The sequence below is a fragment of the Kribbella sp. NPDC056345 genome (assembly GCF_042262745.1).
GTDB lineage: Bacteria > Actinomycetota > Actinomycetes > Propionibacteriales > Kribbellaceae > Kribbella.
In genome coordinates this window covers 572026-595582 of the sequence record NZ_JBHJQQ010000005.1, presented here as the reverse complement: position 1 = coordinate 595582, position 23557 = coordinate 572026, and the positions used below count along the sequence as shown (strand labels likewise).

Below are 23557 nucleotides of genomic sequence, written 5' to 3'. Positions count from 1 at the left end.
TGTGACGCGCGGAACATCGAGTGAACTTGAAGAAGCGACTACCGTATGTCCACGGTCTGCGCGTCGGACTGGCCAGGCTCGGCGAGCTGGCCTACTGTCTGGCGACCAGTCCGCTTCAGTCTCCGACGAAGAGGGGGTAGCTGCCCATGGCTACGGCTCCCAGGAAGTCCGCCCCCGTACGCAAGACCGCGGCCAAGAAGAGTGCCTCGGGAACCAGCGAGTCAACGAAGACGACCCGTAAGGCACCGGCGAAGAAGAGGGTGGCCATGAAGACGAACGAGAACCGGACACCGGCGACAGCGCCGGCCAAGTCCCCGGTGCACAAGGCCGACACCCTCGCGGTGAAGGACGGCGAGACCCCGTGGACCGCGGCCGAGCTGGCCGAGCTCCGCGCCGAGCTGGAGGCCGATGTGCTGCACCTCCGCGACGAGATCAAGAGCGCCGAGAAGGAGATCGTCGGGCTGCTCCGCGACGGCGGTGACGGCGCCGGCAACGACCAGGCCGACGTCGGTTCCACGACGCTCGAGCGCGACCACGAGATGTCCCTGGCCAACAACGCCCGCGACATGCTCGACCAGGACGAGCGCGCCCTGTCCCGGATCGAGGACGGCACCTATGGCGTCTGCGAGTCCTGTGGCAAGCCCATCGGCAAGGGTCGGCTCCAGGCATTCCCCCGTGCGACACTGTGCGTCTCATGCAAAGAACGCGAAGAACGTCGCTGAACGACGACGCCCCCACGTCCTCGGACGACGCAACACCGGAGCCGGCCGACGCCCAGTCGGCCGGTTCCCCCTCGTCCCCCGCCACCTCGGGGAGTGCGCCCGCCGCGTCCCCGGCAGAGTCGGCCGGATCTGCCGCGTCCCCGACCGGGTCGGCGGCTGTCACCGCTTCGGGGGACGCTCCCGCCGCTTCCACCCCGGGGGATGCGCCCGCCACCGCCACCTCGGAGGATGCGCCTCCCACCGCCACCTTGGGGGAGGGAGCAGGCTCTGATTCCACTCCTGCTCTTCCTGGGGCCGAGGTCGCCGGAGGCGACGAGGCCGGGCGGTCGTGGAAGTGGGTCGCACTGTTCGCGGTGGCCGGCATTGTGATCCTCGGGCTCGACCAGCTGACGAAGGCTCTGGCGCTGGCGCATCTGACGCCGGGGGAGCCGGTGAACGTGATCGGCAGCCTGCTGAAGTTCAACCTGATCCGGAACTCGGGCGCCGCGTTCAGCCTCGGTGCCGGGTACACGCCGGTGATCAGCGTGATCCAGATCGCCGTTGCGATCGGGGTCGTCTACCTGTCCCGCAAGCTCGGCTCGGCCGGGTGGGCGGTCGCCTTCGGGCTGCTGTTCGGCGGCGCGGTCGGCAACATCACGGACCGGATCTTCCGCCCGCCGTCGCCGTTCCACGGACATGTCATCGACTTCCTGCAGACGCCGCACTGGGCGATCTTCAACGTCGCGGACATGGCCGTCACCTCGGCCGCGATCCTGCTGGTGATCCAGACCCTGCGCGGCATCCGCCTCGACGGCACGAAGGAGCAGCGCAAGTGAGCTCCCGCACCCTGATGGTCCCGGACGGGCTGGCCGGTGAGCGGCTCGACGCCGCGCTGTCCCGGCTGTTCGGCGTCTCCCGCACCAAGGCCGCCGAGATGATCGAGGCCGGCCTGGTCCAGATGGACGGCTCGACCGCGCTCAAGTCCTCCCGGGTGACCGCCGGCGTGATGCTCGATGTCGAGCTGCCGCCCCCGCCGGCCGAGGTGACCGTCGTACCGGAGACCGTCGACAACCTGCGGATCGTGCACGACGACGAAGAGATCGTCGTGGTCGACAAACCGGTCGGTGTCGCCGCGCACCCGTCCCCGGGCTGGACCGGCCCGACCGTGATCGGTCACCTGGCCGGCGCGGGTTTCAACATCTCCACCAGCGGTGCCGCCGAGCGCAAGGGGATCGTGCACCGGCTCGACGTCGGCACCTCCGGCCTGATGGTCGTCGCGAAGACGGAGTACGCGTACACCGTCCTCAAGCGCGCCTTCAAGGAGCGCACGGTCAAGAAGATCTACCACGCGCTGGTCCAGGGTCACCCCGACCCGTTCACCGGCACCGTGGACGCCCCGATCGACCGCCACCCGCACCACGACTACAAGTTCGGTGTCATCGCGGGCGGCAAGCCCAGCATCACGCACTACGAGACGCTCGAGGCGTTCCGGTACGCGACCCTGCTGGAGATCACCCTCGAGACCGGCCGCACGCACCAGATCCGCGTCCACATGTCTGCGATCGGTCACCCGTGCTGCGGCGACCTCACGTACGGCGCGGACCCGGTGCTGGCCGAGAAGCTCGAGCTGAAGCGCCAGTGGCTGCACGCCATGCGCCTCGGCTTCGACCACCCGGGCAGCGGGGAGTACGTCGAGTTCACCTCGCAGTACCCCGAGGACCTGGACCAGGCCCTCGACAAACTCGCCGACTCACACTGACATCAGCTCGTAGAACCCGGCCGGGTCCTTCGAGCCGTACAGCTTGTACCAGGAGTCGAGTACGGCGGGCTCGTACACCTCGAGCTTCGCCAGGATCTCCCTGGCGAACTCGACCGGTGCCTGCGCCTTCCCGGTGATCAGCGCACCGTCGGTCACCGCGAGCTCATCGCGGTAGTGGGCAGCGCCGCCGTACCCGAGGCTCTGCAGGAACTCGAGAGCGTTGCTGGTGTGCGGCCGGTCGTCCAGCAGCCCGGCCATCGCGAGCGCGCCGGTCGCGCCGCAAATGGCAGCCACCGGTACGTCGGCCGCCAGGAACTCGCGGGCCTTCGCGACGAACGGCTGGTACGCCGGGGTCGGGAACAGGTCGTTGCCCGGCAGGATCAGCATCGCGCTCTCGGCGGGGGTGAGCTCGTCGAGCGTCACGTCCGGCAGGACCCGCATGCCCCCGCTGGTCCGGATCGGATCGAGGCTCGCGCCGACCGTGCGAACGACGTACCGGCCTGGCTTGCGCTGCCAGTCCGGGCGGTTGATGGCGGCGGTGGCGAAGCCGGCTTCCCAGTCGGAGTAGGTGTCGTAGACGGCGACGTGGACGGTGATGGCGCTGTTCTCGGTCATGACAACATCATGTCGCAATGACAACATGATGTCAAGAGTGGAACGACCGGATAGCGGGCGTCTGCGTCCTGGCCGGAGCGCCGGTTCAGAACTGTCCGTGGGCCCGCATACTCTGTACCGGTCCCGCTCACTCACGCCCTGGGAGGTCCGCGCCGATATGGGGTCCAGCGACAGTTTTGTGCATCTCCACGTGCACACCGAGTACTCGATGCTGGATGGCGCGGCAAGGATCGACGAGTTGTTCAAAACGGCCCAGGAGATGGGCCAGCCGGCGATCGCGACCACCGACCACGGCTTCGTCTTCGGGGCCTACGAGTTCTGGAAGACCGCGAAGAAGTACGACGTCAAGCCGATCATCGGCGTCGAGGCGTACCTGACACCGCACACCCACCGGACCGAGCGCAAGCGGGTCAAGTGGGGCGACGCGAACTCGGGCCGTGACGACGTCTCGGGTTCGGGTGCCTACACCCACATGACGCTGCTGGCGAAGAACACCTCCGGGATGCACAACCTGTTCAAGATGAGCTCGCTGGCGTCTCTGGAGGGCTACTACTTCAAGCCCCGGATGGACCGCGAGCTGCTGAACACGTACGGCCAGGGCCTGATCGCGACCACCGGCTGCCCGTCGGGCGAGGTGCAGACGCGGCTGCGGCTGGGGCAGTACGACGAGGCCATCAAGGCCGCCTCGGAGTTCCGCGACATCTTCGGCAAGGAGAACTTCTACTGCGAGCTGATGGACCACGGTCTCGGCATCGAGCGGAACATCCAGGGCGACCTGCTCCGGCTGGCCAAGGAGCTCGGGCTGCCGCTGGTGGCCACCAACGACCTGCACTACACCAAGGCCGAGGACGCGACCGCCCACGCGGCGCTGCTGTGCGTGCAGTCCGGCTCGACCCTGTCGGACCCGAACCGGTTCAAGTTCGACGCGAACGAGTTCTACGTGAAGACCGCGGCCGAGATGCGCGAGGTCTGGAAGGACTACCCGGAGGCGTGTGACAACACGCTGCTGATCGCCGAGCAGTGCGACGTCAGCTTCACCGAGGGGGAGGGCCGGTTCATGCCGCGCTTCCCCTGCCCCGAGGGGCACAACGAGGAGTCCTGGTTCGTCTCCGAGGTCGAGACCGGTCTGCACAAGCGCTACCCGGCCGGCGTCCCGGACCACGTCCGCAAGCAGGCGGAGTACGAGATCGAGGTCATCACCTCGAAGGGCTACGCGGGCTACTTCCTGGTCGTCGCCGACTTCATCAACTGGGCCAAGGAGCACGGCATCCGGGTCGGCCCGGGCCGTGGATCCGGTGCCGGTTCGATGTGCGCGTACGCGATGCGGATCACCGACCTGGACCCGCTCCAGCACGGTCTGATCTTCGAGCGCTTCCTGAATCCGGAACGCATGTCGATGCCCGACTTCGACATCGACTTCGACGACCGCCGCCGCCCCGAGGTGATCCGCTACGTCACCGAGAAGTACGGCGACGACCGGGTCGCGATGATCGTCACCTACGGCACCATCAAGGCCAAGCAGGCGATCAAGGACGCCGGCCGGGTGCTCGACTACCCGTTCGCGATGGGGGACCGGATCACCAAGGCGATGCCGCCGTCGGTGATGGGCAAGGACATCCCGCTGTCCGGGATCTTCGACACCGGCCACAAGCGCTACTCCGAGGCCGGCGAGTTCCGCCAGCTGTACGAGCAGGACCAGGACGTCCGCAAGATCGTCGACACCGCCCGCGGCCTGGAGAACCTGAAGCGCCAGTGGGGTGTGCACGCGGCCGGCGTGATCATGTCCAGCGAGCCGCTGATCGACCTGATCCCGATCATGCGCCGCGACCAGGACGGTCAGATCATCACCCAGTTCGACTACCCGAGCTGCGAGACGCTCGGCCTGGTCAAGATGGACTTCCTGGGTCTGCGCAACCTGACGATCATGGACGACGCGGTCAAGAACGTCGAGGCCAGTCGCGGTATCACGCTGAACCTGGACGAGCTGGCCCAGACCCTCGACGACGGTCCGACCTTCGAGCTGCTCGGCCGCGGTGACACCCTCGGCGTCTTCCAGTTCGACGGCGGCCCGATGCGGGCGCTGCTGCGGCTGATGAAGCCGGACAACTTCGAGGACATCTCCGCGGTCGGCGCGCTCTACCGTCCCGGCCCGATGGGTGCGAACAGCCACACCAACTACGCCCTGCGCAAGAACAAGCAGCAGGAGATCAGCTACCCGCACGACGAGCTCGCGGTCGCCCTCGAGCCGATCCTCGGTATCACCTACGGCCTGATCGTGTATCAGGAGCAGGTGATGGAGATCGCCCAGCGCCTGGCCGGCTACTCGCTCGGCAAGGCGGACCTGCTCCGCCGGGCGATGGGTAAGAAGAAGCGCGAGGTGCTGGACGCGGAGTACGTCGGCTTCGCCGAGGGCATGAAGAAGAACGGCTTCTCCGAGGGATCGGTCAAGGCACTCTGGGACGTCCTGCTCCCGTTCTCCGACTACGCGTTCAACAAGGCGCACTCCGCGGCGTACGGGCTGGTCTCGTACTGGACGGCGTACCTGAAGGCGAACTACCCGGCCGAGTACATGGCTGCCGTCCTGACGTCGGTGAAGGACGACAAGGACAAGATGGCCATCTACCTGAACGAGTGCCGCCGGATGGGGATCAAGGTGCTCCCGCCGGACGTGAACGAGTCCGACTCGAACTTCACCCCGGTCGGGACCGACATCCGCTTCGGTCTGTCCGCGATCCGCAACGTCGGCGTCAACGTGGTGGCCGAGATCGTCGCGGCCCGCGAGGAGAAGGGCCGGTTCACCGACTTCGTCGACTTCATCGACAAGGTCTCGCTGCCGGTCTGCAACAAGCGGGTGATCGAGTCGCTGGCCAAGGCCGGTTCGTTCGACTCGATGAGCCACGCCCGGCGCGCGGTGGTCGCGGTTCACGAGCAGGCGGTGGACGAAGCGATCGACCTCAAGCGGAACGAGGCGCACGGCCAGTTCGACCTGTTCTCGATGGGAGACGAGGAGCCGGCCGGTGCCGACGGTGAGGTGAACAGCCGGCTGTCGGTGCGGGTGCCCGAGATCGAGGAGTGGGACAAGGCGACCAAGCTTGCGCACGAGCGCGACATGCTCGGTCTGTACGTCTCCGACCACCCGCTGTTCGGCGTCGAGCACGTGCTCACCAACGGCACCGACTGCACGATCGGGCAGCTTCTCGGTGACGAGGATCGCCCCGACGGCACCCGGGTCACCATCGGCGGCCTGGTCACCGCGGTCCAGCGCAAGGTGAACAAGCGTGGTGACATCTACGCGATCGTCACCATCGAGGACCTCGAAGGTTCGATCGAGGTGATGATGTTCTCCTCGGCGTACCAGTTGCACGCGCACCTGCTCAGCAACGACGCGATCATCTTGATGAAGGGCCGGATCCGCCGGCGCGAGGACCGGGTCGAGCTGAGTGGCGACGAGGTCGTCGTCCCCGACCTGACGCAGGGCCCCAGCGGGCCGGTGGTCATCACGATGCCGGTCACCCGGTGCACGAAGCCCGTCGTCGACCAGCTGCGCGACGTGCTGCAGTCGCACCCAGGGATGACGGAGGTCCAGCTGCGCCTGGAAGCGCGGCAGAAGACAACTGTCATGCGGATCGGCGACCGCTTCCGCGTCACCCCCAGCTCCTCGCTGATGGCCGACCTGAAGGCCCTGCTCGGCCCCTCCTGCCTGGCCGGGTAGGGGCGATGCGGCACACTGTCGAGGTGAGTGACTCCTTGCCCCCGCGGCCTGTCTACGGACAGCCCGGGCCTTATCTTGCGCCGCCGTCGATGAATCCGTTCGGGGCGCCGCCGGCGCCCGAGCCGGAAATGCCGTGGGCGAAGGCGATTCTGGTCACCGTGGTGGTGTTCCTGGTGGCCGGGGTTGTCGGCGGCTGGGCGTGGCAGCAGTTCTCGCCGCTCGCGCAGTACACGGTGGACGAGCAGGGCGGGGCGCTGGGGGAGGAGCAGATGACCCGGGTGTTCGGGCCGGACGGCACGTTCACCGCGATCGGGTTCGTCGCTGCCTTCTTGCTCGGCGGTGCCCTGTTCTGGTGGCTGCGGAACTACGGCCCGTGGTCGGTGGCGATCGTCGTACTGGGTGCTTGCCTTGGGTCCGGGGTGTCCTGGGGCGTTGGGATGCTGCTGGGGCACGACTCGCTGAACGATCGGCTGCAGGCTGCGAAGCCGGGTGACCTGGTGGCGGCGCCGCTCGAGCTGCACACGTGGACGCCTGCCGTGGCTTGGTTGGTGGGTGCGGCACTGGCCGCAGCGGTGATTGCGGCCGTCACCTGGCGGTCCGAGCCGGATGCAACCGGTTCGAAACCTGTTGCGTCAGAGGGCCACCCCCCGGTGCACTAAGGTGTCTTGGTCCGGTGGGTGAGGCCACCGGTCCGTACGAGGGGGAAGTTGATGTCTGACCAGAACACTCCGCCCGGCCCGCAGTTCCCGGGTCAGGGTGGTTCGCAGTACCCGCCGCAGCATGTTGCTCCCTATGAGCAGATGCAGATGGGCGGCGGCACGTGGCAGCCGGAGGCGCCGAAACCCAAGCGGGGCAAGCTGATCCCGATCGTCGCGGCCCTGGCCATGGTGCTGGTCGTCGCCGGCGGCGGAATCTTTGCCTATGGCAAGCTCAACGGCGGTAAGCAGCCGGACACGGTGCTGCCCGGTACGGCGATCGGCTACCTGCGCGTGGATCTGAACCCGTCGGCCGGCCAGAAGCTGGCCGCGCTGCGGTTCCTGATGAAGTTCCCGTCCGCCAAGGACAAGCTGAAGCTGACCGGCGACAAGGACGACCTGCGGCAGAAGATCTTCGAGGCGATCAAGGCGGACGACGACGACCTCAAGGACGTCGACTACGCCAAGGACGTCGAGCCGTGGCTCGGCGACCGGATCGGTCTGGCCGCGCTGCCGGCCACCGATGCCAAGAAGAAGGAGCCGAGCCTCGTCTTCGCGGTCCAGGTGAAGGACGAGAAGGCAGCCACCAAGGCGATGGAGAAGGGCGTCAAGGAGCCCGACGATTCGGCCTACGCGTTCACCGACGGCTACATGGTGGTCGCCGAGACCAAGCCCGAGCTCGACTCGGCCCTGGCCGCCGCGAAGACCAGCCCGCTGGCCGAGAACACGCAGTACCAGGCCGACCTGGAGAAGCTCGGCGAGCCGGGCTTCGCGACGCTGTGGGCGGACTTCGCCGCTCTGACCAAGGCGGTCGGTGAGCTGGCTCCGGCCAAGGTCGACCCGATCGGCAACGGCAGCATGGCCGCGGCGCTGCGGTTCGACGAGCAGTACGTCGAGCTCAAGGGCTTCGTCCGCGCCGACCAGGAGATCGTGACGAAGGCGGCCGACGCGAGCGAGCTCGTCACCAAGCTGCCGGACACGACCGCCGCGGCGATCAGCCTGTCGGGGGTCGACTCGTCGATCGACGCGCTGTGGAAGAGCCTCGGGAAGAGCGGTGAGTTCGGCGACGTCGTACAGGGGTTCGCTGAGCAGACCGGCCTGAAGCTGCCGGACGACCTGAAGGCACTGCTCGGCAAGAACCTGTCGGTCGTCGTCGACAAGGATGCCTCGGCCGGCCCGAAGATCGCGGCCCGGCTGGAGACCGACCCGGCCAAGGCCGAGCCGGTGATCGCGAAGCTGACCACGCTCCTGCAGCAGCAGTCGCCGGTCCAGGTGCCGATCGAGACCGCCAAGGACGGTGACACCCTGGTCGTCTCGACCGACAAGGAGTACGCCGGCAAGGTGCTCGAGAACGGCAACCTCGGCGGCTCGGAGAGCTTCAAGCTGGCGCTCCCGGACGTGACGGGTGCCACCGCGATCGGCTACGTCGACTTCGACGGTCTGAACAGCGTCCTCGAGGCGATGGGCGAGAAGTCGAACGCCGACGTGCAGGCGCTCCGCTCCGCGGGCATGGTGGCCCGCAACACCGGCAACTTCGAGGGTGAGTTCACCCTCCGCGTCGTCGCGAAGTAACAGCTCCACCAGAGACCCGGACGGCCGCACAGCCGTCCGGGTCTTTTGCGTGTGCCCGTCCGAGCACGGCAGGGGCGAGGATGACCGCCGCCGACAGGACCATGCAGACCCGGAACCCGAGCGGAGCCAGTACGGCGGGAGCCGCGGCGCTGCCGAATTGCCGGATCGCGTTCAGCAGGCCGGCCCCGAATCCGCTGTGTGTGGGCGGCAGGCCGTTGAGCATCAGCGTGGTCGTGGTGGGTGCGATCAGGCCGCCGCCGAGCCCGAGCGGCAGCAGCCAGAGGGCGAACGCCCAGACCGGCCCGCCGATCAGCAGACCGGCCAGACCGGCGGCCATCAGGCCTTGACCGAGTAGCAGGGTGCGCCGGATGCCGAGCCTGGCCGCCAGCCGACCGGTCAGCAGATTCGCCGGGATGATGAGCAGCGTCATCGGGATGAACACCAGGCCGCTCACCCACGCGGACTGACCGCGGTCCTGCTGCAGGAACAACGTCACCACGAAGATCGTCCCGTACGTCGCGAAGTTCAGCGCGAACCCGGTCGCCGAGCTGAGCACGACCGCCGGCGCGGTGACCAGCTCCCGGTACGACGTCCGCCGTACCGGCTGTGGTCGCGGGGCGGCGGGGACGCGGAGGGCGACGGCCAAGGCGAGCAACGTCGGCGGGACGTTGATCCAGAACGTGCCCTGCCAGCCGATCGCCGAGGTGACCGCTCCACCGAGCGGCGAACCGACCACCAGCGCGATCGCTCCGGCTGCGCTCCACCGGCCGACGGCTTTGCCGCGTTCGGACGGTTCGGGATAGGCCGCGTTGAGCATCGACAGTCCGGACGGGAGGATGACCGCCGCCGCGACGCCTTGAATGGCACGTGCCGCGAGCAGGACCGTGAGGTTCGTGGCGAGCGCGCACCCCGCGGAAGTCGCGGCGAACAAGCCCAGACCGGCCACGAATGCTCGCCGGGCACCGATCCGATCGGCCCACGCCCCGGCCGGGAGCAGCACGACGGCGAAGACGAGCGAGTAGCCGGTGAGCACCCAGGCCACACCGGCGTGTGCGTTGAGATCGCGGCCGATCATCGGCAACGCCGTGGTCACCGTCGAGGCGTTGAGGGTGATCAGGAATAAGGACAAGGCAGCTGCGGTCGTCGCTGAACGTCGAAGAGGCACAACTACTACCGTGGTCCTCAGATCAGGCTGACAAAAGGTTGCTGGGTGGACCTGACAGGGACACCCAGGTTGGAGGACAGGGTGCGATCGGCACGGCAGCGGGAGCTGGGCGAGTTCTTGAGAGAGCGCCGCGGGCGCCTGACGCCGCCGGCAACCGACGAGCCCCGCCGGACCCCCGGTCTGCGGCGCGCGGAGCTGGCCGACCTGGCCGGGGTGAGCGTCGGCTACTACACCCGGCTTGAGCAGGGTCGCGCCCCGCACCCGTCGGACAGCGTGCTCGACGCGCTGATCCGCGCCCTCGGGCTGACCGATGACGAATCCGATCACCTCAAGGCCCTGGCAGCCGACGTGGAGACACCGGCGATCGAGCCGCAGACGGTTTCGGAGTCGGCGCTCCGCACGATGAACTTCCTGGTGGTCCCGACCGCGGCGGTAGTGCTCGGGCGGATCGGCGAAGTGCTGGCCTGGAACGACGCGGCCGCCTTCCTGTTCCCCGACCGCTTCTCAGCCGACCGGCCGCACAACGCGCGGTACGCCTTCGGCCCCGCGGCCCGAGAGCTCTACCTCGACTGGGACGAGGTCGCGGACGACGTCGTCGCCCACCTCCGCGCGGCCGCCGGACATCTGGTCGACGACCCGGAGTACGGCGTACTGGTCGAGGAGCTGCTCGCGATTCCGGAGTTCGCCGAGCGGTGGCCGCGGCGGGACGTGAAGCGGCACGTGTCCGGGGTACGGCGGCTCAACCACCCCGTGCTCGGGATTCTGACGGTCCGCCACGAGGTGCTCGCCGTACTGGACACGCCGGATCAGTACCTCGTGCTGTACGGGCTCGAAAATCCGTTGCCCGCCGATGTCGAAATCTCGGGCGCGGTCTCTACCTCCTGAGTGAAAGCACTTTCACCCTGAGGAGAGACCATGAACCACTTCACCAGCGTGCACACCGTCGGCATCCCGGTCACGGACCAGGACCGCGCCCTGGAGTTCTACACCAAGACCCTCGGCTTCGCCCTGGTCGTCGACACCCCACTCCCGCAACTCGGCGGCCGCTGGATCGTCGTCGCAACCCCCGCCGGCGCCGACCTCGCCCTCACCCTCGCCACCGAGGCCGGCGTCGACACCGGCATCCGGCTAGGCACCCCCGACGCAGCCGCCACCCACCACCACCTCACCACCAACGAGGTCCCCACCAGCGACCTACTGTCCTGGCCTGGCGTCCCACCCATGTTCACCTTCCAAGACCCCGACAACAACACCCTCTACGCAGTCCAGACCTAATCCGGCCCGCGAGGCGTCCTCCAAGCAGGGGTTGCGGAGCTGGGGAATGGGATCATCGGGGGATGAGGCTCTGGGGGACGATCGCGGTTGTGCTTGCGGCGGTGAGCGGTTGTGCGGGCGAGGGCGGAGAGCCGGGGGCGACGGAGACGACTGGGGAATGGTCATTTCCTGAGGCCGCGACCGTCGCGCTCGCTCCGGACAAGGCGGCGAAGTTGCAGGCTGCTCTCGACAAGATTGTGGCCGATCAGGGTCTCGAGTCGGGTGCGCGGGGCGTGACGGCCGCGGTGGTCAATGACCGGTGGGTGTGGTCGGGGGCAGCCGGTCGGGACGCCGTTGGTACGCCGCTCCGGCCGACGACCGCGATGGGCGTCGCGAGCATCACGAAGACGTTCGTGGCCGCCGAGATCATGCTGCTGGTCAAGGCCGGCAAGGTGGACCTCGATGCGCCGATCTCGACGTACGTGAAGCACAAGCTGACCGAGAACGGTGCGACCGTTCGGCAGCACCTGATGATGGCGTCGGGGGTGCCGAACTACCTGCCAGACGACTACGGCCGGATGGACAAGGCGATCAAGGCCGCGCCGGCCAAGCACTGGACACCGGAGCAGGCGCTCGCCTACGACACCGCACCCGTCGTCGCGCCCGGGACCTTCAGCTACAGCAACCCCAACTTCCAGTTACTCGGCCTGCTGATCGAGAAGGTCACCGGGCAACCGCTCGCGACCGTCCTGCGCCGCGACCTCGCCACCCCGGCCGGCCTGAAACACGCGGCCTTCCAGGACGGCGAGAAGCCGCAACCGCCGTTGGCCGAGGACACCAATCCGGTCTGTGGCCCGCCGGACGGCTACCTTCCGTGCCGAGCTGTCGCCAGTCTGTCCGCCGCGAGCGCCGGGCTCGCCGCCGACGCCCCGACCGTCGCCCACTGGGGATACCAGCTGTACTACGGCCACGTCATACCGCAGGATCTCGTCGACCAGATGACCCCCAACATGGGCCGGTACGGCCTCGGCACGATGCTCTTCGAGCACCAGTTCCCGCCGCTCCTGCCGTCCTACGGCCACCGCGGTGAGATGCCCGACCACACCAGCCTGCTGGTCGTCGGTAGCAACGTCTCCGTCGCCATACTGCTTGCCGACGGCAACAAGCAGGTCGATACCACGATGACGCAGTTCCTCGCCGCCCTGCAGCCGTTGCTCACCTGACCACGCGGTAGCGCAGGTGGGTTGCCGCGGGAGTGTCGATCACCCGCGCGATCTCCAGCTCGATGCGCTCAGGCAGTACGTCGAACAGCCGGCGACCCGCACCGAGCAGCACCGGCACCTGATCGATCTGCAGCTCGTCGAGGACGCCAGCCACCAAGGCAGCACGCGCCGCCGAAGCGCCGTGCACCAGGACGTCCCGATCACCGGCTGCAGCCTTGGCCTCCGCCATCCCTTCGGCCACGTCGTGCACGAAGCGCACCTGCGGGAACAACGCATCCGGTGCACGGCGGGTCAGCACGAACAGCGGTACGCCGTGATGCGTGCCGCCGTAGTAATCCACCTGCTCGGCCGTCCGACGACCGACGAACACCGCGCCGGTGTCGTGCAGCTCGTCCCAGATGGCGCCCGCCGGACCGACCGGCCGCCCGAACGACCCGTCGCCCTGCTGGTACCAGTCGTGCAACCGCATGAACCCGTCACCACCAGGATTCCCCGGTACGTCGTTCGGGCCCGCGATGTAGCCGTCGAGCGACATCGACATCAACAACACCGATGAGGACATGTGCGTGCTCCTTTCCGAGCGTTCGACTACGCGTCGAACGGCAGCACGCGAATTCGACACTCAGACGTCGGCAAGGGCCTCCAGGACTCCTTCGCCGTACTTGGCGAGTTTGTTCTCGCCGATGCCGCTGATGGTGCCGAGCGCGGACAGCGAGGTCGGCAGGTCGATGGCGATCTGGCGGAGGGTGGCGTCGTGGAAGATGACGTAGGCGGGGACCCCCTGTTCCTTGGCGACCGCAGCGCGCCAGGTGCGGAGGCGCTCGAAGACCGGGACCAGCTCGGCCGGGAGGTCGGCGGCAGCGGCCTTCTTGCCGCTGCTGGAGCGGGACTTGGACTTGGTGCGCTCGGGCTCGCGGCGCATCATCACGTCGCGGCGGCGGCCGAGAACCTCGGCGCTGTCCTCGGTGAGGACGAGGGTGCCGTAGTCGCCTTCGACGGTGAGCAGACGGAGCGCGAGGAGCTGACGGATGACACCGCGCCACTCGGTGTCCTTGAGCTCGGTGCCGATGCCGAAGACGGACAGCTGCTCGTGGCGGAACTGTTTGACCTTCTCGGTCTCCTTGCCGAGCAGGATGTCGATCAGCTGACCGGCGCCGAACTTCTGCCCCCGCTCGTGCTGCAGCCGATAAACGGTCGAGAGCAGCTTCTGCGCGGGGATCGTGCCGTCCCACGACTCCGGCGGGGTGTTGCAGGTGTCGCAGTTGCCGCAGGCATCGCCGTGCTGACCGAAGTAGGCGAGGAGCTGGGAACGGCGGCACTGCACGGTCTCGCACAGGGCGAGCATCGCGTCGAGGTGCGCGCTGAGCCGGCGCCGGTGCGCGAGGTCGCCCTCGGAGGTGTCGATCATCTTGCGCTGCTGGACGACGTCCTGCAGACCGTAGGCCAGCCAGGCGGTCGACGGCAGCCCGTCCCGCCCCGCGCGGCCGGTCTCCTGGTAGTAGCCCTCCACCGACTTCGGCAGATCGAGGTGGGCGACGAACCGGACGTCCGGTTTGTCGATCCCCATCCCGAACGCGATCGTCGCGACCACGACCAGCCCGTCCTCCCGCAGGAAGCGCGACTGGTTGCGAGCGCGGACCCGGCTGTCGAGACCGGCGTGGTACGGAACGGCCTCGATCCCGTTCTGCGTCAGGAAGGCGGCGGTCTTCTCGACGCTGTTGCGGGACAGGCAGTAGACGATGCCCGCGTCGCCGGGGTGCTCGGTGCGCAGCAGGTCGAGCAGCTGCCGCTGCGGGTTGTCCTTCGGCACGATCCGGTAGTGGATGTTCGGCCGGTCGAAGCTTGCGACGAAGTGCTTCGCATCCGTGAGGTTCAGCCGGGTGGCGATCTCCTGGTGGGTCGCCTCGGTCGCCGTGGCGGTCAGCGCGATCCGCGGTACGTCGGGCCACCGCTCGTGCAGCTCCGACAGCATCAGGTAGTCGGGCCGGAAGTCGTGCCCCCACTGGGACACACAGTGCGCCTCGTCGATCGCGAACAGCGCGATCTTGCCCTGGTCGAGCAATCGCACGGTCGCCTCGACGCGCAGCCGCTCCGGCGCGAGGTAGAGCAGATCCAGCTCACCGGCCAGGAACGCCTGCTCGACCTCACGCCGCTGCTCGAAGTCCTGCGTCGAGTTCAGGAAGCCGGCCCGGACGCCGAGCGCGGTCAACGCATCGACCTGGTCCTGCATCAGCGCGATCAGTGGCGAGATCACCACCCCGACACCCGATCGGACCAGCGACGGAATCTGGTAGCACAACGACTTGCCGCCACCGGTCGGCATCAGCACCAGCGCGTCACCGCCGCCGATCACCGTGTCGATGATGTCGCCTTGCTCGCCACGGAAAGCGTCGTACCCGAAGACACGACGCAGGACGTCCAAGGCTTCACTGGGCAGAGCGTCAGCTGTTTCCGTCACCCCGCGATTCTAGGCAGCTCCCTGAGCCCGAATCGCCGGAAACCCCTTATTCACCCGGATAAGTTCCGACGTCCCACAGATTTCCCTCAGGATCGCGGACGGTGAAACTCCGCGAGCCGTAGTCCGTATCGCGCAGACCCCGTACGACGACCGCCCCGGCTCCGATCGCCTTCCCGATCAAGGCGTCGGGGTCGTCGTGGACGAGATACACGGCCTGGGTCTGGTCTGCCAGCACCGAGTAGTCGTTCGGCTCGGCGTCCGCATCGACCGAGCCCAGCATCACCCCGCCGCCGACCGGCCACCGCAACTCGGCATGCGCGATGGACCCTTCGGTGGCGCCGGGGTACGAGGCGGACAGCTGAAATCCGAGCCCCTCGGTGAGGAACCGGACCGCAGCTTGTCCGTCGCGGTAGATCAGTGTCGGCCAGACGCCGACTGTCTTCGTCGTTGTGGTCATACCCCTGACTGTGCGACCTCCAGGGCCGGCAGGTCTTGAACGTTTGGGAGCTCCTCCGCCATCCACTGCCGCGGCGAGCACCCGGCGATCGCCTGCCACTCCCGGGTCAGATGTGCCTGATCGGCGTACCCGACCTCGGCGGCCAGGTCGGCCAGCCGCATCCCCGGATGCTGCCGCAACCGCGCGACCGCCTGCTCGAAGCGCAGCACCCGCGCCGCCACCTTCGGCGCGAGACCGTACTCGGTCGTGAACCGATCAGTCAGATGCCGCCGGCTCCACCCGACCTCGGCGGCGAGCTCCTGCACCCCAACCGCACCACCTGTTTCCCGCAACCGTCGCCAGGCCCAGCCGACCTCAGCGCGTACGTCTGCCGGTGGGGGAGTGGACCATTGCCGCAGCAGCGCCTGCTCGACCAGGTCGAACCGCGCCGTCCAGCAGTCGGCCTCCCGCAGCTGATCCACCAACCGATGGGCCGACGGCCCGAGGAACTCGTCGAGCTCGACCACCTGCAAGGCAAGCTCACCCGGTGGAAGCCCGAAGAGCGCACGCGATCCGGCCGGAGTCAGCGCCAGCTGCACGCCCGCTCGACTGGGTGAGCCGCCGACGTGGACCGCGCGTGAATGCAGCCCGCTGAGACCTGCGTCGTACTTCCCGGCCGGTCCGTCCGGCCAGGCGATCCCGAGCGGCTCGTCCAGGGTGATGACGAGCGTCAGGTACTGCGAGGGCAATCCGCGATGCAGATCCGGCGGATCACCGTCGTACGCCCAGCCGATCAGGTCTCCGACGAACGGACGCAGGGCGGGGTGCACCGTGCGCTGAACAAGCGTGACCCCGGCCATGCCCCCAGGCTAGATCGGCCTACCGACAAGAACCATCCGCCCGAAGTCGGTCTGGGCGATCCGGATCAGTTCGAACCCGACCGCGACCGCCTCGTCGGCCAGCTCCTCGGCGGTCCGGCCGAACGGCACGCCCCAACCCTGGGCGACCAGCTTGCGCAGTGTGTACGACGGCCGCCCGGCCTCGTCGGGGAGCGGCTCCATCTCCTGGACGAACAGGATGCCGCCGGGGCGCAGCGCCCGCAGGATCATCTCGAGCGTCGCCTGCCGGGTCTCCGCCGGGAAGAACGGCTGCGCCCAGAAGGCCGAACCGAACACGTCTTTCTCGTCGAACTCCCGCGCGTCCATCACCTTGAGGTCGACCCGGTCGCTCACACCCAGCGCGTCGATCCGGCGCCGGGTCTCGGCTGCGACGGTCGGGATGAGCTCGATCGCCGTACCGCGCAGGTCGGGGAACAACCCGGCCAGAGTCGTCGTGGCACCGGCGACACCGCAGCCGACATCGAGGAAACGGTCGGTGTGGATGAGCTCGGCCAGCTCCGGGATCTGTGGGAGGAAAAGCTTGTCGTACAGGGCAGCGGTGACCGGGGTCGCCTTGCCGCCGGTGGCACGTGCCGTGACGAGGGCGTCCGGCTCTGACAGCGGCAGCGGGCCGGGGTCCTCGACTGCGGTCCGCATCATCCGGGTCAGCAGCTCTGCCTGGTCCAGAGCGTCGTCCAGACCGATGTAGGCGTCGTCCGCGGCCAGGGCCGCGAAAGAGTCGGTCAGCTGGACCGCTCCGTCGTTCTGCTGGACCACGCCGTGCGCTTCGAGCGCAGTCACCAGGTCAGCGACGCGCTCCGGCGTCAGACCGGAGAATGCGGTCAGCGCGTCGAGAGTGCGCGGCTCGGCCAGGTACGTCATCCAGCCCTTGTCGCGGAGTGCCGTCACCAGCGACAGGACCTGGGCACCGTCCACCCATGCCTTGACCACGTCGCGGGCCTGCCCGGCCAGGGCGAATCGTGCGAGTTGATCGTCTTGGTTGCTCACGGTGACAGGATGCGGCAGCGGACCGGAAGTTCGCTGGATCGACCGTGACCTGGGTCACGCGGGGATGGGCTGCACGCTCCGAGGCGGGTGGAAGAACCGGAGGCGACTCGTCCGCCCGGCCTCCAGGTGCTGGATCCAGACCACGGCCGGTGGGCAGTGGAACGGGTTCTCGGGTGGATTGATCAGGTCGATCTCGCAGACCGCGACCTCACGGCTGGCGAGCACGTTCGTCACCCGGCCCCGGACTCCGTCTTCGATGTCCTGGTACATCCCGCGCAGGAATCGGCTGGCGTCGCCGCCACCACCCGACCAGCTGAACTCGGCATCCGGCCGCCAGTACGCCGCGAGCACCTCGGCCAGCGTCCCCCGCTCCGCCGCAACCAGCATGTCCTCGACCTCGCGACGCCGTACGGCGGTCTGCGCTTTGACGTCACCGTGGGTGTCATCGGCCGTGGCCAGCAGGCGCGCGGTCAGCTGACCGCGCGCTTTGGCCAGCCGGCTGCGGACTGTGCCGACGGGGATGCTGCAGGCGGTAGCAATGTCCTGGTACGCCGTGACCCCGCTGAAGTGCCGCAGCATCACCACGAGCCGCAGTGGTGGCGACAGGTCTTCGAGCGCACGCCAAACCCAGTCCCGCGTCGCATGCCGCTCCAGCAACTCCGCCGGATCCGGCTCGCTGGACGGCAGCACGGCGTGCAGCTCGTCGAGCGGAAGTGGTTGCCGGGCGCGCAGTTGCGTCAGGCAAGCGTTACGCACAACCTGCCGCAGCCATGCCCCAACCGCTCCCGGATCGCGCACATCTCCAATCCGCGCCAGCGCGACAGTCATGCCCTCCTGCACGGCATCATCCGCGTCCGCTCCGGCCCCGAGCACCGCAACCGCCACCGCAGTCATCCCAGGCCGGTGCGCAGCCAGCAGCGTCCCGAGTGCACCGATGTCACCGCCTTGCGCCGCCCGCACCAGTTCGCCGTCGTCCACCGCGACACGCTGCGCTGCGCGGGGTGGTGTGGAGCGCTCCATACCTCCACGATACGCACTGCTCCGGCTGCGGTACGTGCTCCCCCACGGCACCGGGTGAGCGTCAGGGATCCGTCATACGGGACCGGCGTTTCGGCATTCGGACGGCTAGTGGCACCATGGGTGGAGCCGTTCGTAGCTCTAGTTCTGGAGATTGTCGTGCCTGATCTGAGGTCCCGTACCGTCACCCACGGCCGCAACATGGCGGGCGCGCGCGCCCTCATGATGGCCTCCGGCGTCGACCGCGGAGACTTCGGGAAGCCGATTGTCGCGGTGGCGAACAGCTTCACCGAGTTCGTGCCCGGGCACACCCACCTCGCCCCGGTCGGCCGGATCGTTTCCGAGGCGATCAAGCAGGCCGGCGGGATCGCGCGTGAGTTCAACACGATCGCGGTCGACGACGGGATCGCGATGGGTCACGGCGGCATGCTCTACAGCCTGCCCTCGCGGGACCTGATCGCGGACTCCGTCGAGTACATGGTCGAGGCACACTGCGCGGACGCGCTGGTCTGCATCTCGAACTGCGACAAGATCACCCCGGGCATGCTGATGGCCGCCCTGCGACTGAACATCCCGACCGTGTTCGTCTCCGGCGGCCCGATGGAGGCCGGCCGGGCGACCCTGGTCGACGGGACCGTGCGCAAGCTGGACCTGATCGACGCGATGTCCGAAGCGGTCAACGAGAACGTCTCCGACGCCGACATCCAGCGGATCGAGGAGAACGCCTGCCCGACCTGCGGTTCCTGCTCCGGCATGTTCACCGCGAACTCGATGAACTGCCTGACCGAGGCGATCGGCCTGTCGCTGCCCGGCAACGGCTCGGTGCTGGCGACCCACACCGCTCGCAAGGCCCTGTACGAGAACGCCGGCCGCACGGTCGTCGAGATCACCAAGCGGTACTACGAGACCGACGACGAGACCGTACTGCCGCGGACCGTCGCCTCCCGCGCCGCGTTCGAGAACGCGATGGCTCTCGACATCGCGATGGGCGGTTCGACCAACACGATCCTGCACCTGCTCGCCGCGGCCCAGGAGGCCGAGGTCGACTTCGACCTCGACGACATCAACGCGGTCTCGCGTAAGGTGCCGTGCCTCGCGAAGGTCGCGCCGAACGTCGCACCCGGCGGCACGTACTACATGGAGGACGTGCACCGCGCCGGCGGCATCCCCGCAATCCTGGGAGAGCTGTACCGCGCCGGCCTGCTCAACGAAGACATCCACACAGTGCACAGCGCCTCCATCGGCGACTGGCTGAAGAACTGGGACGTGCGGAGCGGGTCACCGTCAGCCGAGGCCGTCGAGCTGTGGCACGCGGCGCCGGGCTGCAAGCGGTCGGCGACGGCGTTCTCCCAGTCGGAGCGGTGGGACACGCTCGACACCGACGCGTCCGGCGGCTGCATCCGCGACCTGGAGCACGCCTACTCCGCCGATGGCGGACTGGCGGTGCTCAAGGGCAACCTGGCCGTCGACGGCTGTGTCGTGAAGACGGCCGGCGTGGACGAGTCGATCTGGACCTTCCAGGGGCCCGCGGTGGTGTGCGAGTCGCAGGAGGAAGCGGTCGACAAGATCCTGACCAAGAAGGTCCAGCCGGGCGACGTCGTGGTGATCCGCTACGAAGGTCCGAAGGGCGGGCCGGGCATGCAGGAGATGCTGTACCCGACCTCGTTCCTGAAGGGCCGCGGCCTGGGCAAGGTCTGCGCTCTGGTCACCGACGGCCGCTTCTCCGGCGGTACGTCGGGTCTCTCGATCGGCCACGCCTCCCCGGAGGCCGCCTCGGGTGGCACGATCGCACTCGTCCAGGACGGCGACCAGATCCGGATCGACATCCCGAACCGCTCGATCGAGCTCCTGGTCGACGACGCCGAGCTGGACACCCGCCGTACCGCACTGAACGGCGTCTATGCCCCGAAGGCCCGCGAACGCAAGGTCTCCCAAGCCCTCCGCGCCTACGCCGCCATGGCCACCAGCGCCGACAAGGGCGCCGTACGGGATGTCACCAAGCTCGGCTAGATCAGTCTGGTCAGAGCTGCCGCCGACGGGCTTCCGGGGGTGGCCTGGTAGACGATGATCACCTGGTCCTCGGCACCTCCGACGGTGAGAGCCTGCCGTCGGAGCGCGAGGTCGCCGACGATCGGGTGCGCGAAGCGCTTGAGTTCATCGCGTGCCGGCCGGGCGTCGTGCCGGCCCCAGAGGGCGCGGAAGTCTGCGTCCGTCTCGAGTTCGGCGATGAGATCGGTGGTGCGGGGATCCCGTGGGTCCGCCTCGGCGCGGAGAGCGGCCGCAGTCTGCGCGGCGATCTCCGGCCAGTCCGGGAACAGGTCTCGCGACTCCGGAGCGAGGAACACGTCCCGGGCCAGGTTGTGCCCCGGTTCGTACATCGGTGCGAGCGCGCGGGCCCACTTGTTCGCTGCCAGTACGTCGAATCGCCGGTTCCGCACGTAGGCCGGAGTGTGCGACCAAGTGTCCAGCAACTGGTGGACATCGTCGGAGACTGCGGTCTCGGCCGGCCGCACGGGATCAGGGCCGGCGAGTGTGAACAGGTGAGCCGCGGTGTCGGCGTCCAGTTCGAGCGCGCGAGCCAGCGCCTGCAGCACCTGGGGCGACGGGTTCTGGTCGACACCCTGCTCCAAGCGGGTCAGGTAGGGCTCGCTGATGCCGGCCAGCCGGGCGAGCTCGTCGCGGCGAAGTCCCGCAACCCGGCGCCGGCCGGAGCTCGGCAAGTCCGCGTGTGCGGCCGGAACCCGGCCCCGCCGGGCCTTCAGGAACTCGCCCAGGACGTTGTCGGCGGCCACCTTCGAAGGGTAACCCTGGCGGGGTGCTGGTTGCCGAACGGCAGAAGTCAGAGGGTCGAGACATGACAAAGACCTGGTTCATCACCGGCGCGTCCCGCGGCTTCGGCCGGATCTGGGCGACCGCCGCCCTCGCTCGCGGCGACCGCGTCGCCGCCACGGCTCGCAACCTCGAGTCCCTGCAACCACTCGTCGACCAGTACGGCGGCACCGTGCTGCCGATCCGCCTCGATGTCACCGATCGGGGTGCCGTGACGACCGCCGTACAGGAGGCTGTGACGGCGTTCGGGCGACTCGACGTCGTCGTGAACAACGCCGGCTACGGTCTCTTCGGGATGGTCGAGGAGGTCGGCGAGGAGCAGGCTCGCGCGCAGCTCGACACCAACGTGCTCGGGCCGTTGTGGGTCACCCAGGCCGCGCTGCCGTTCCTCCGGGCGCAGGGGAGTGGGCACCTGCTGCAGGTGTCGAGCCTCGGCGGGCTCGCGGCCTTCCCCGGCCTCGGGCTCTACAACGCGTCCAAGTGGGCGCTCGAGGGAATGAGCGAGGCCCTCGCCCAAGAGGCCGGGCCGCTCGGTATCCACGTCACGATCGTCGAGCCCGGTCCCTACGGCACCGACTGGTCCGGTACGTCGGCTGTCCACGCCGAGCCGATCCCGGCGTACGAGCCCATCCGCGAAGCCCGGCGAGCCGGTGCCACCGCCCGCACCCCGCAGGACCCGCAAGCCACCGCCGAGGTCATCCTCGAACTGGTCGACTCCGAGGAGCCACCGCTGCGGTTGTTCCTGGGCACCTATCCGTACCCGGTTGTCGAAGCTGCGTATCGCCGGCGGCTGGAGACCTGGGCAGCCTGGCGTCCGCTCGCGGCGAAGGCCTGAGTCAGATCTCGAGGTCGAAGGCGAGGCTGATGGCCTCGGCGAGGGCCGGCTCCTGGTCGGGATGCAGGTAGCCGATCAGGCGGCCGAGGTGGGCCTTCGGGATGGTCTGGATGTTGTCGCAGGAGATCGCGCTCGCATGGTCGAGCCCGTTCTGCGGGCCGACGAGCACCTCGGTGGAGAGCCCACGAATGGTGCTGGTGATTGGTGCGACTGTCACGTTGGTGAGCCGCGGGCGGATCAGCTCGCGGGTCAGCACGATCACCGGCCGCGGCTTGTCCAGCCGGGCGATGTGCAGTGGCCGCATCTCAGTCGAGATCGCTCAACGCGGTCCCGGCCGCGGCCGGTGCCATCCCCTCGAACTCCGGATAGTCGCCGTACTCGGCCAGAATCGCCAGGTCGCGCGCAGCCAGCTCCCGCCGCCGCTCACGCTCCATCGCCCGGGCCACCACCGAGGCCCGGCTCGTCGCCTTGTCGGTCGCCACCAACTGGTCCATGAAGTCGACCAGTTCATCCGGCAACCGCACCGTAATCTGCTTGCTCATACCAAAACCATACCGCACCGGGATTCACGCGGTCACCCCACCGTGCACGTGGTTGGGGGAGCGGAGGTGGCGCCAAGGACAGGAGGTGTGGGCCTCGTCCGAAGGGATTCACGCTCGGCACGCCGTCCGGAGGGCCGCTTCGGCGGAGTACCTCCTGTCCTTCGTGCCGGTGACCACGTGGGGTCGACTCAGTTGGGGGACATGGAGGACCAGCTGAGCTCGGTGGCTGGGAGGGACGGGAGGGCGGTGATTGCCGAGAGCTCCGAGTCCAGGAGGCCGACCAGTTGGGTGAGGCGGTCGGTGGTGTCGGTGGCTTCGAGGAGTTTCTGGCGGTCGGGGGTGAGCAGGGTCATGGCGGCGGACATCAGGTACGACAGGGTGCTGGGGTCGTCGGGGAGGTCGCCGAGGTGGAGGCCGGGGCGGCTGATGGCGGAGACGGCTTCGGCGTAGCGGCGGAAGCGGCCGACGGCGACGGTGGCGGCGCCGAGCGGGTCTTCGCCGAGTTCTTCGTCGAGCCATTCGACGTCCGCGACCAGGTAGTCGCCGCCGCCGTCGAGCTCGGCGACCTTGAACCGGTGGCTGCCGGTCAGCGTGATCTCGACCGGGCCGTCGTCGTCCGCGTCCAGGCGGATCTCGGAGATGGTCGCGGAGCAGCCGGTGCCGTACAGGGAGCGGAAGACGCGCTCGCCGAGCTCGTAGCCGTCACGGACCGCGAGCGCGCCGCACATCATCTCGCCACCGTTCTCGACCAGGTCGCGGATCACCGCGCGGCCCTGGACGTCGGTGACCGGGATCGGAAGCACCAGCCCAGGGAAGATCACCGTGTCGACAGTGAGCAGCGGCAGGCGGGAGTCCATA

General features: G+C 68.5%; 24 protein-coding genes. 11 read left to right on the top strand and 13 right to left on the bottom strand.

Going from position 1 to position 23557, the window contains the following annotated elements; all coding sequences use genetic code 11:
- Positions 1-115: 115 nt before the first annotated feature.
- The gene (locus tag ACFCV3_RS21490; protein WP_376032331.1) at positions 116-268 is read right to left on the bottom strand and encodes a hypothetical protein; all 153 of its coding nucleotides are present in this window, start codon (positions 266-268) and stop codon (positions 116-118) included.
- Here ACFCV3_RS21490 and ACFCV3_RS21485 point away from each other — a divergent pair.
- The 3 genes from ACFCV3_RS21485 to ACFCV3_RS21475 are packed head-to-tail and all read left to right on the top strand — an operon-like array spanning position 267 to position 2460.
- Entirely contained in the window at positions 267-722 is a 456-nt protein-coding gene (locus tag ACFCV3_RS21485) for a TraR/DksA family transcriptional regulator (protein WP_376032330.1), read from the top strand. The genes ACFCV3_RS21490 and ACFCV3_RS21485 overlap by 2 nt on opposite strands.
- On the top strand, positions 695-1537 hold the full coding sequence (gene lspA / locus ACFCV3_RS21480) for a signal peptidase II (protein WP_376032328.1): 843 nt from the start codon (positions 695-697) through the stop codon (positions 1535-1537). Before ACFCV3_RS21485 ends, lspA begins: the two co-directional genes overlap by 28 nt.
- A gap of 14 nt (positions 1538-1551) precedes the next feature.
- A complete protein-coding gene (locus ACFCV3_RS21475) occupies positions 1552-2460 on the top strand; it encodes an RluA family pseudouridine synthase (protein WP_376032445.1) in 909 nt (302 codons plus the stop codon).
- Here ACFCV3_RS21475 and ACFCV3_RS21470 read toward each other — a convergent pair.
- Positions 2452-3075: a type 1 glutamine amidotransferase family protein gene (locus ACFCV3_RS21470; protein WP_376032326.1), complete on the bottom strand. Its 624-nt coding sequence runs from the start codon at positions 3073-3075 to the stop codon at positions 2452-2454. The genes ACFCV3_RS21475 and ACFCV3_RS21470 overlap by 9 nt on opposite strands.
- A gap of 157 nt (positions 3076-3232) precedes the next feature.
- Here ACFCV3_RS21470 and dnaE point away from each other — a divergent pair, with 157 nt between their 5' ends.
- From dnaE to ACFCV3_RS21455, 3 genes are read left to right on the top strand one after another with little or no spacing between them, the layout of a single operon-like run.
- Positions 3233-6787 (top strand): DNA polymerase III subunit alpha, encoded by a 3555-nt coding sequence (gene dnaE / locus ACFCV3_RS21465; RefSeq protein ID WP_376032324.1) that lies wholly within the window; start codon positions 3233-3235, stop codon positions 6785-6787.
- Positions 6788-6810: 23 nt separating this feature from the next.
- Positions 6811-7446 (top strand): hypothetical protein, encoded by a 636-nt coding sequence (locus ACFCV3_RS21460; protein WP_376032322.1) that lies wholly within the window; start codon positions 6811-6813, stop codon positions 7444-7446.
- Positions 7447-7497: 51 nt separating this feature from the next.
- Positions 7498-9054: a DUF3352 domain-containing protein gene (locus tag ACFCV3_RS21455; protein ID WP_376032320.1), complete on the top strand. Its 1557-nt coding sequence runs from the start codon at positions 7498-7500 to the stop codon at positions 9052-9054.
- Here the strand turns inward: ACFCV3_RS21455 and ACFCV3_RS21450 are convergent.
- A complete protein-coding gene (locus tag ACFCV3_RS21450) occupies positions 9029-10219 on the bottom strand; it encodes an MFS transporter (protein WP_376032318.1) in 1191 nt (396 codons plus the stop codon). The genes ACFCV3_RS21455 and ACFCV3_RS21450 overlap by 26 nt on opposite strands.
- 81 nt (positions 10220-10300) lie before the next feature.
- On the opposite strand from ACFCV3_RS21450, the gene ACFCV3_RS21445 reads away from it, so the two are divergent.
- The 3 genes from ACFCV3_RS21445 to ACFCV3_RS21435 all read left to right on the top strand — a co-directional run bounded on the left by ACFCV3_RS21445 (position 10301) and on the right by ACFCV3_RS21435 (position 12696).
- On the top strand, positions 10301-11104 hold the full coding sequence (locus ACFCV3_RS21445; protein ID WP_376032316.1) for a helix-turn-helix transcriptional regulator: 804 nt from the start codon (positions 10301-10303) through the stop codon (positions 11102-11104).
- Between the two features lie 30 nt (positions 11105-11134).
- The gene (locus tag ACFCV3_RS21440) at positions 11135-11494 is read left to right on the top strand and encodes a VOC family protein (RefSeq protein ID WP_376032314.1); all 360 of its coding nucleotides are present in this window, start codon (positions 11135-11137) and stop codon (positions 11492-11494) included.
- Between the two features lie 62 nt (positions 11495-11556).
- The gene (locus ACFCV3_RS21435) at positions 11557-12696 is read left to right on the top strand and encodes a serine hydrolase domain-containing protein (RefSeq protein ID WP_376032312.1); all 1140 of its coding nucleotides are present in this window, start codon (positions 11557-11559) and stop codon (positions 12694-12696) included.
- Here ACFCV3_RS21435 and ACFCV3_RS21430 read toward each other — a convergent pair.
- Genes ACFCV3_RS21430 through ACFCV3_RS21405 form a run of 6 tightly spaced genes read right to left on the bottom strand, consistent with a single transcriptional unit; the run spans position 12689 to position 18496 of the window.
- Positions 12689-13258: a dihydrofolate reductase family protein gene (locus tag ACFCV3_RS21430; protein ID WP_376032310.1), complete on the bottom strand. Its 570-nt coding sequence runs from the start codon at positions 13256-13258 to the stop codon at positions 12689-12691. The genes ACFCV3_RS21435 and ACFCV3_RS21430 overlap by 8 nt on opposite strands.
- A 60-nt stretch (positions 13259-13318) precedes the next feature.
- Positions 13319-15154 carry a DNA helicase RecQ gene (gene recQ / locus ACFCV3_RS21425; RefSeq protein ID WP_376032308.1) on the bottom strand — a complete coding sequence of 612 codons (1836 nt, stop codon included), beginning with the start codon at positions 15152-15154 and terminating at the stop codon, positions 13319-13321.
- Between the two features lie 46 nt (positions 15155-15200).
- A complete protein-coding gene (locus ACFCV3_RS21420; protein WP_376032306.1) occupies positions 15201-15611 on the bottom strand; it encodes a VOC family protein in 411 nt (136 codons plus the stop codon).
- Positions 15608-16450 (bottom strand): helix-turn-helix domain-containing protein, encoded by an 843-nt coding sequence (locus ACFCV3_RS21415; RefSeq protein WP_376032305.1) that lies wholly within the window; start codon positions 16448-16450, stop codon positions 15608-15610. Before ACFCV3_RS21415 ends, ACFCV3_RS21420 begins: the two co-directional genes overlap by 4 nt.
- A gap of 9 nt (positions 16451-16459) precedes the next feature.
- Positions 16460-17476, bottom strand: coding sequence for an SAM-dependent methyltransferase (locus tag ACFCV3_RS21410; RefSeq protein WP_376032303.1), 1017 nt, complete (start codon positions 17474-17476; stop codon positions 16460-16462).
- A gap of 54 nt (positions 17477-17530) precedes the next feature.
- On the bottom strand, positions 17531-18496 hold the full coding sequence (locus ACFCV3_RS21405; protein ID WP_376032300.1) for an RNA polymerase sigma factor: 966 nt from the start codon (positions 18494-18496) through the stop codon (positions 17531-17533).
- Between the two features lie 156 nt (positions 18497-18652).
- Here ACFCV3_RS21405 and ilvD point away from each other — a divergent pair, with 156 nt between their 5' ends.
- Positions 18653-20503, top strand: coding sequence for a dihydroxy-acid dehydratase (ilvD, locus tag ACFCV3_RS21400; RefSeq protein ID WP_376032298.1), 1851 nt, complete (start codon positions 18653-18655; stop codon positions 20501-20503).
- Here ilvD and ACFCV3_RS21395 read toward each other — a convergent pair.
- Complete coding sequence (locus tag ACFCV3_RS21395; RefSeq protein ID WP_376032295.1) at positions 20500-21285, bottom strand: helix-turn-helix domain-containing protein; 786 nt, start codon at positions 21283-21285, stop codon at positions 20500-20502. The genes ilvD and ACFCV3_RS21395 overlap by 4 nt on opposite strands.
- 62 nt (positions 21286-21347) lie before the next feature.
- Here ACFCV3_RS21395 and ACFCV3_RS21390 point away from each other — a divergent pair, with 62 nt between their 5' ends.
- Positions 21348-22157, top strand: a complete 810-nt coding sequence (locus tag ACFCV3_RS21390; protein ID WP_376032293.1) for an SDR family oxidoreductase — start codon at positions 21348-21350, stop codon at positions 22155-22157.
- A 1-nt stretch (position 22158) separates the two neighbouring features.
- Here the strand turns inward: ACFCV3_RS21390 and ACFCV3_RS21385 are convergent, their stop codons facing one another.
- The 3 genes from ACFCV3_RS21385 to ACFCV3_RS21375 all read right to left on the bottom strand — a co-directional run bounded on the left by ACFCV3_RS21385 (position 22159) and on the right by ACFCV3_RS21375 (position 23556).
- Positions 22159-22461 (bottom strand): type II toxin-antitoxin system PemK/MazF family toxin, encoded by a 303-nt coding sequence (locus ACFCV3_RS21385; protein ID WP_376032291.1) that lies wholly within the window; start codon positions 22459-22461, stop codon positions 22159-22161.
- Between the two features lies 1 nt (position 22462).
- A complete protein-coding gene (locus ACFCV3_RS21380; protein WP_132415221.1) occupies positions 22463-22699 on the bottom strand; it encodes a YlcI/YnfO family protein in 237 nt (78 codons plus the stop codon).
- A gap of 188 nt (positions 22700-22887) precedes the next feature.
- Positions 22888-23556, bottom strand: a complete 669-nt coding sequence (locus ACFCV3_RS21375) for an LON peptidase substrate-binding domain-containing protein (RefSeq protein ID WP_376032289.1) — start codon at positions 23554-23556, stop codon at positions 22888-22890.
- Position 23557 lies beyond the last annotated feature (1 nt).

What these genes read in the sequence shown, in the direction of transcription:
- ACFCV3_RS21485 (WP_376032330.1), top strand. Translation starts at nt 267, where the DNA reads ATGAAGACGAACGAGAACCGGACACCGGCGACAGCGCCGGCCAAGTCC.
- ACFCV3_RS21490 (WP_376032331.1), bottom strand. Translation starts at nt 268, where the DNA reads ATGGCCACCCTCTTCTTCGCCGGTGCCTTACGGGTCGTCTTCGTTGAC.
- lspA (WP_376032328.1), top strand. Translation starts at nt 695, where the DNA reads ATGCAAAGAACGCGAAGAACGTCGCTGAACGACGACGCCCCCACGTCC.
- ACFCV3_RS21475 (WP_376032445.1), top strand. Translation starts at nt 1,552, where the DNA reads ATGGTCCCGGACGGGCTGGCCGGTGAGCGGCTCGACGCCGCGCTGTCC.
- ACFCV3_RS21470 (WP_376032326.1), bottom strand. Translation starts at nt 3,075, where the DNA reads ATGACCGAGAACAGCGCCATCACCGTCCACGTCGCCGTCTACGACACC.
- dnaE (WP_376032324.1), top strand. Translation starts at nt 3,233, where the DNA reads ATGGGGTCCAGCGACAGTTTTGTGCATCTCCACGTGCACACCGAGTAC.
- ACFCV3_RS21455 (WP_376032320.1), top strand. Translation starts at nt 7,498, where the DNA reads ATGTCTGACCAGAACACTCCGCCCGGCCCGCAGTTCCCGGGTCAGGGT.
- ACFCV3_RS21440 (WP_376032314.1), top strand. Translation starts at nt 11,135, where the DNA reads ATGAACCACTTCACCAGCGTGCACACCGTCGGCATCCCGGTCACGGAC.
- ACFCV3_RS21435 (WP_376032312.1), top strand. Translation starts at nt 11,557, where the DNA reads ATGAGGCTCTGGGGGACGATCGCGGTTGTGCTTGCGGCGGTGAGCGGT.
- ACFCV3_RS21430 (WP_376032310.1), bottom strand. Translation starts at nt 13,258, where the DNA reads ATGTCCTCATCGGTGTTGTTGATGTCGATGTCGCTCGACGGCTACATC.
- ACFCV3_RS21420 (WP_376032306.1), bottom strand. Translation starts at nt 15,611, where the DNA reads ATGACCACAACGACGAAGACAGTCGGCGTCTGGCCGACACTGATCTAC.
- ACFCV3_RS21415 (WP_376032305.1), bottom strand. Translation starts at nt 16,450, where the DNA reads ATGGCCGGGGTCACGCTTGTTCAGCGCACGGTGCACCCCGCCCTGCGT.
- ACFCV3_RS21405 (WP_376032300.1), bottom strand. Translation starts at nt 18,496, where the DNA reads ATGGAGCGCTCCACACCACCCCGCGCAGCGCAGCGTGTCGCGGTGGAC.
- ACFCV3_RS21390 (WP_376032293.1), top strand. Translation starts at nt 21,348, where the DNA reads ATGACAAAGACCTGGTTCATCACCGGCGCGTCCCGCGGCTTCGGCCGG.
- ACFCV3_RS21385 (WP_376032291.1), bottom strand. Translation starts at nt 22,461, where the DNA reads ATGCGGCCACTGCACATCGCCCGGCTGGACAAGCCGCGGCCGGTGATC.
- ACFCV3_RS21380 (WP_132415221.1), bottom strand. Translation starts at nt 22,699, where the DNA reads ATGAGCAAGCAGATTACGGTGCGGTTGCCGGATGAACTGGTCGACTTC.
- ACFCV3_RS21375 (WP_376032289.1), bottom strand. Translation starts at nt 23,556, where the DNA reads ATGGACTCCCGCCTGCCGCTGCTCACTGTCGACACGGTGATCTTCCCT.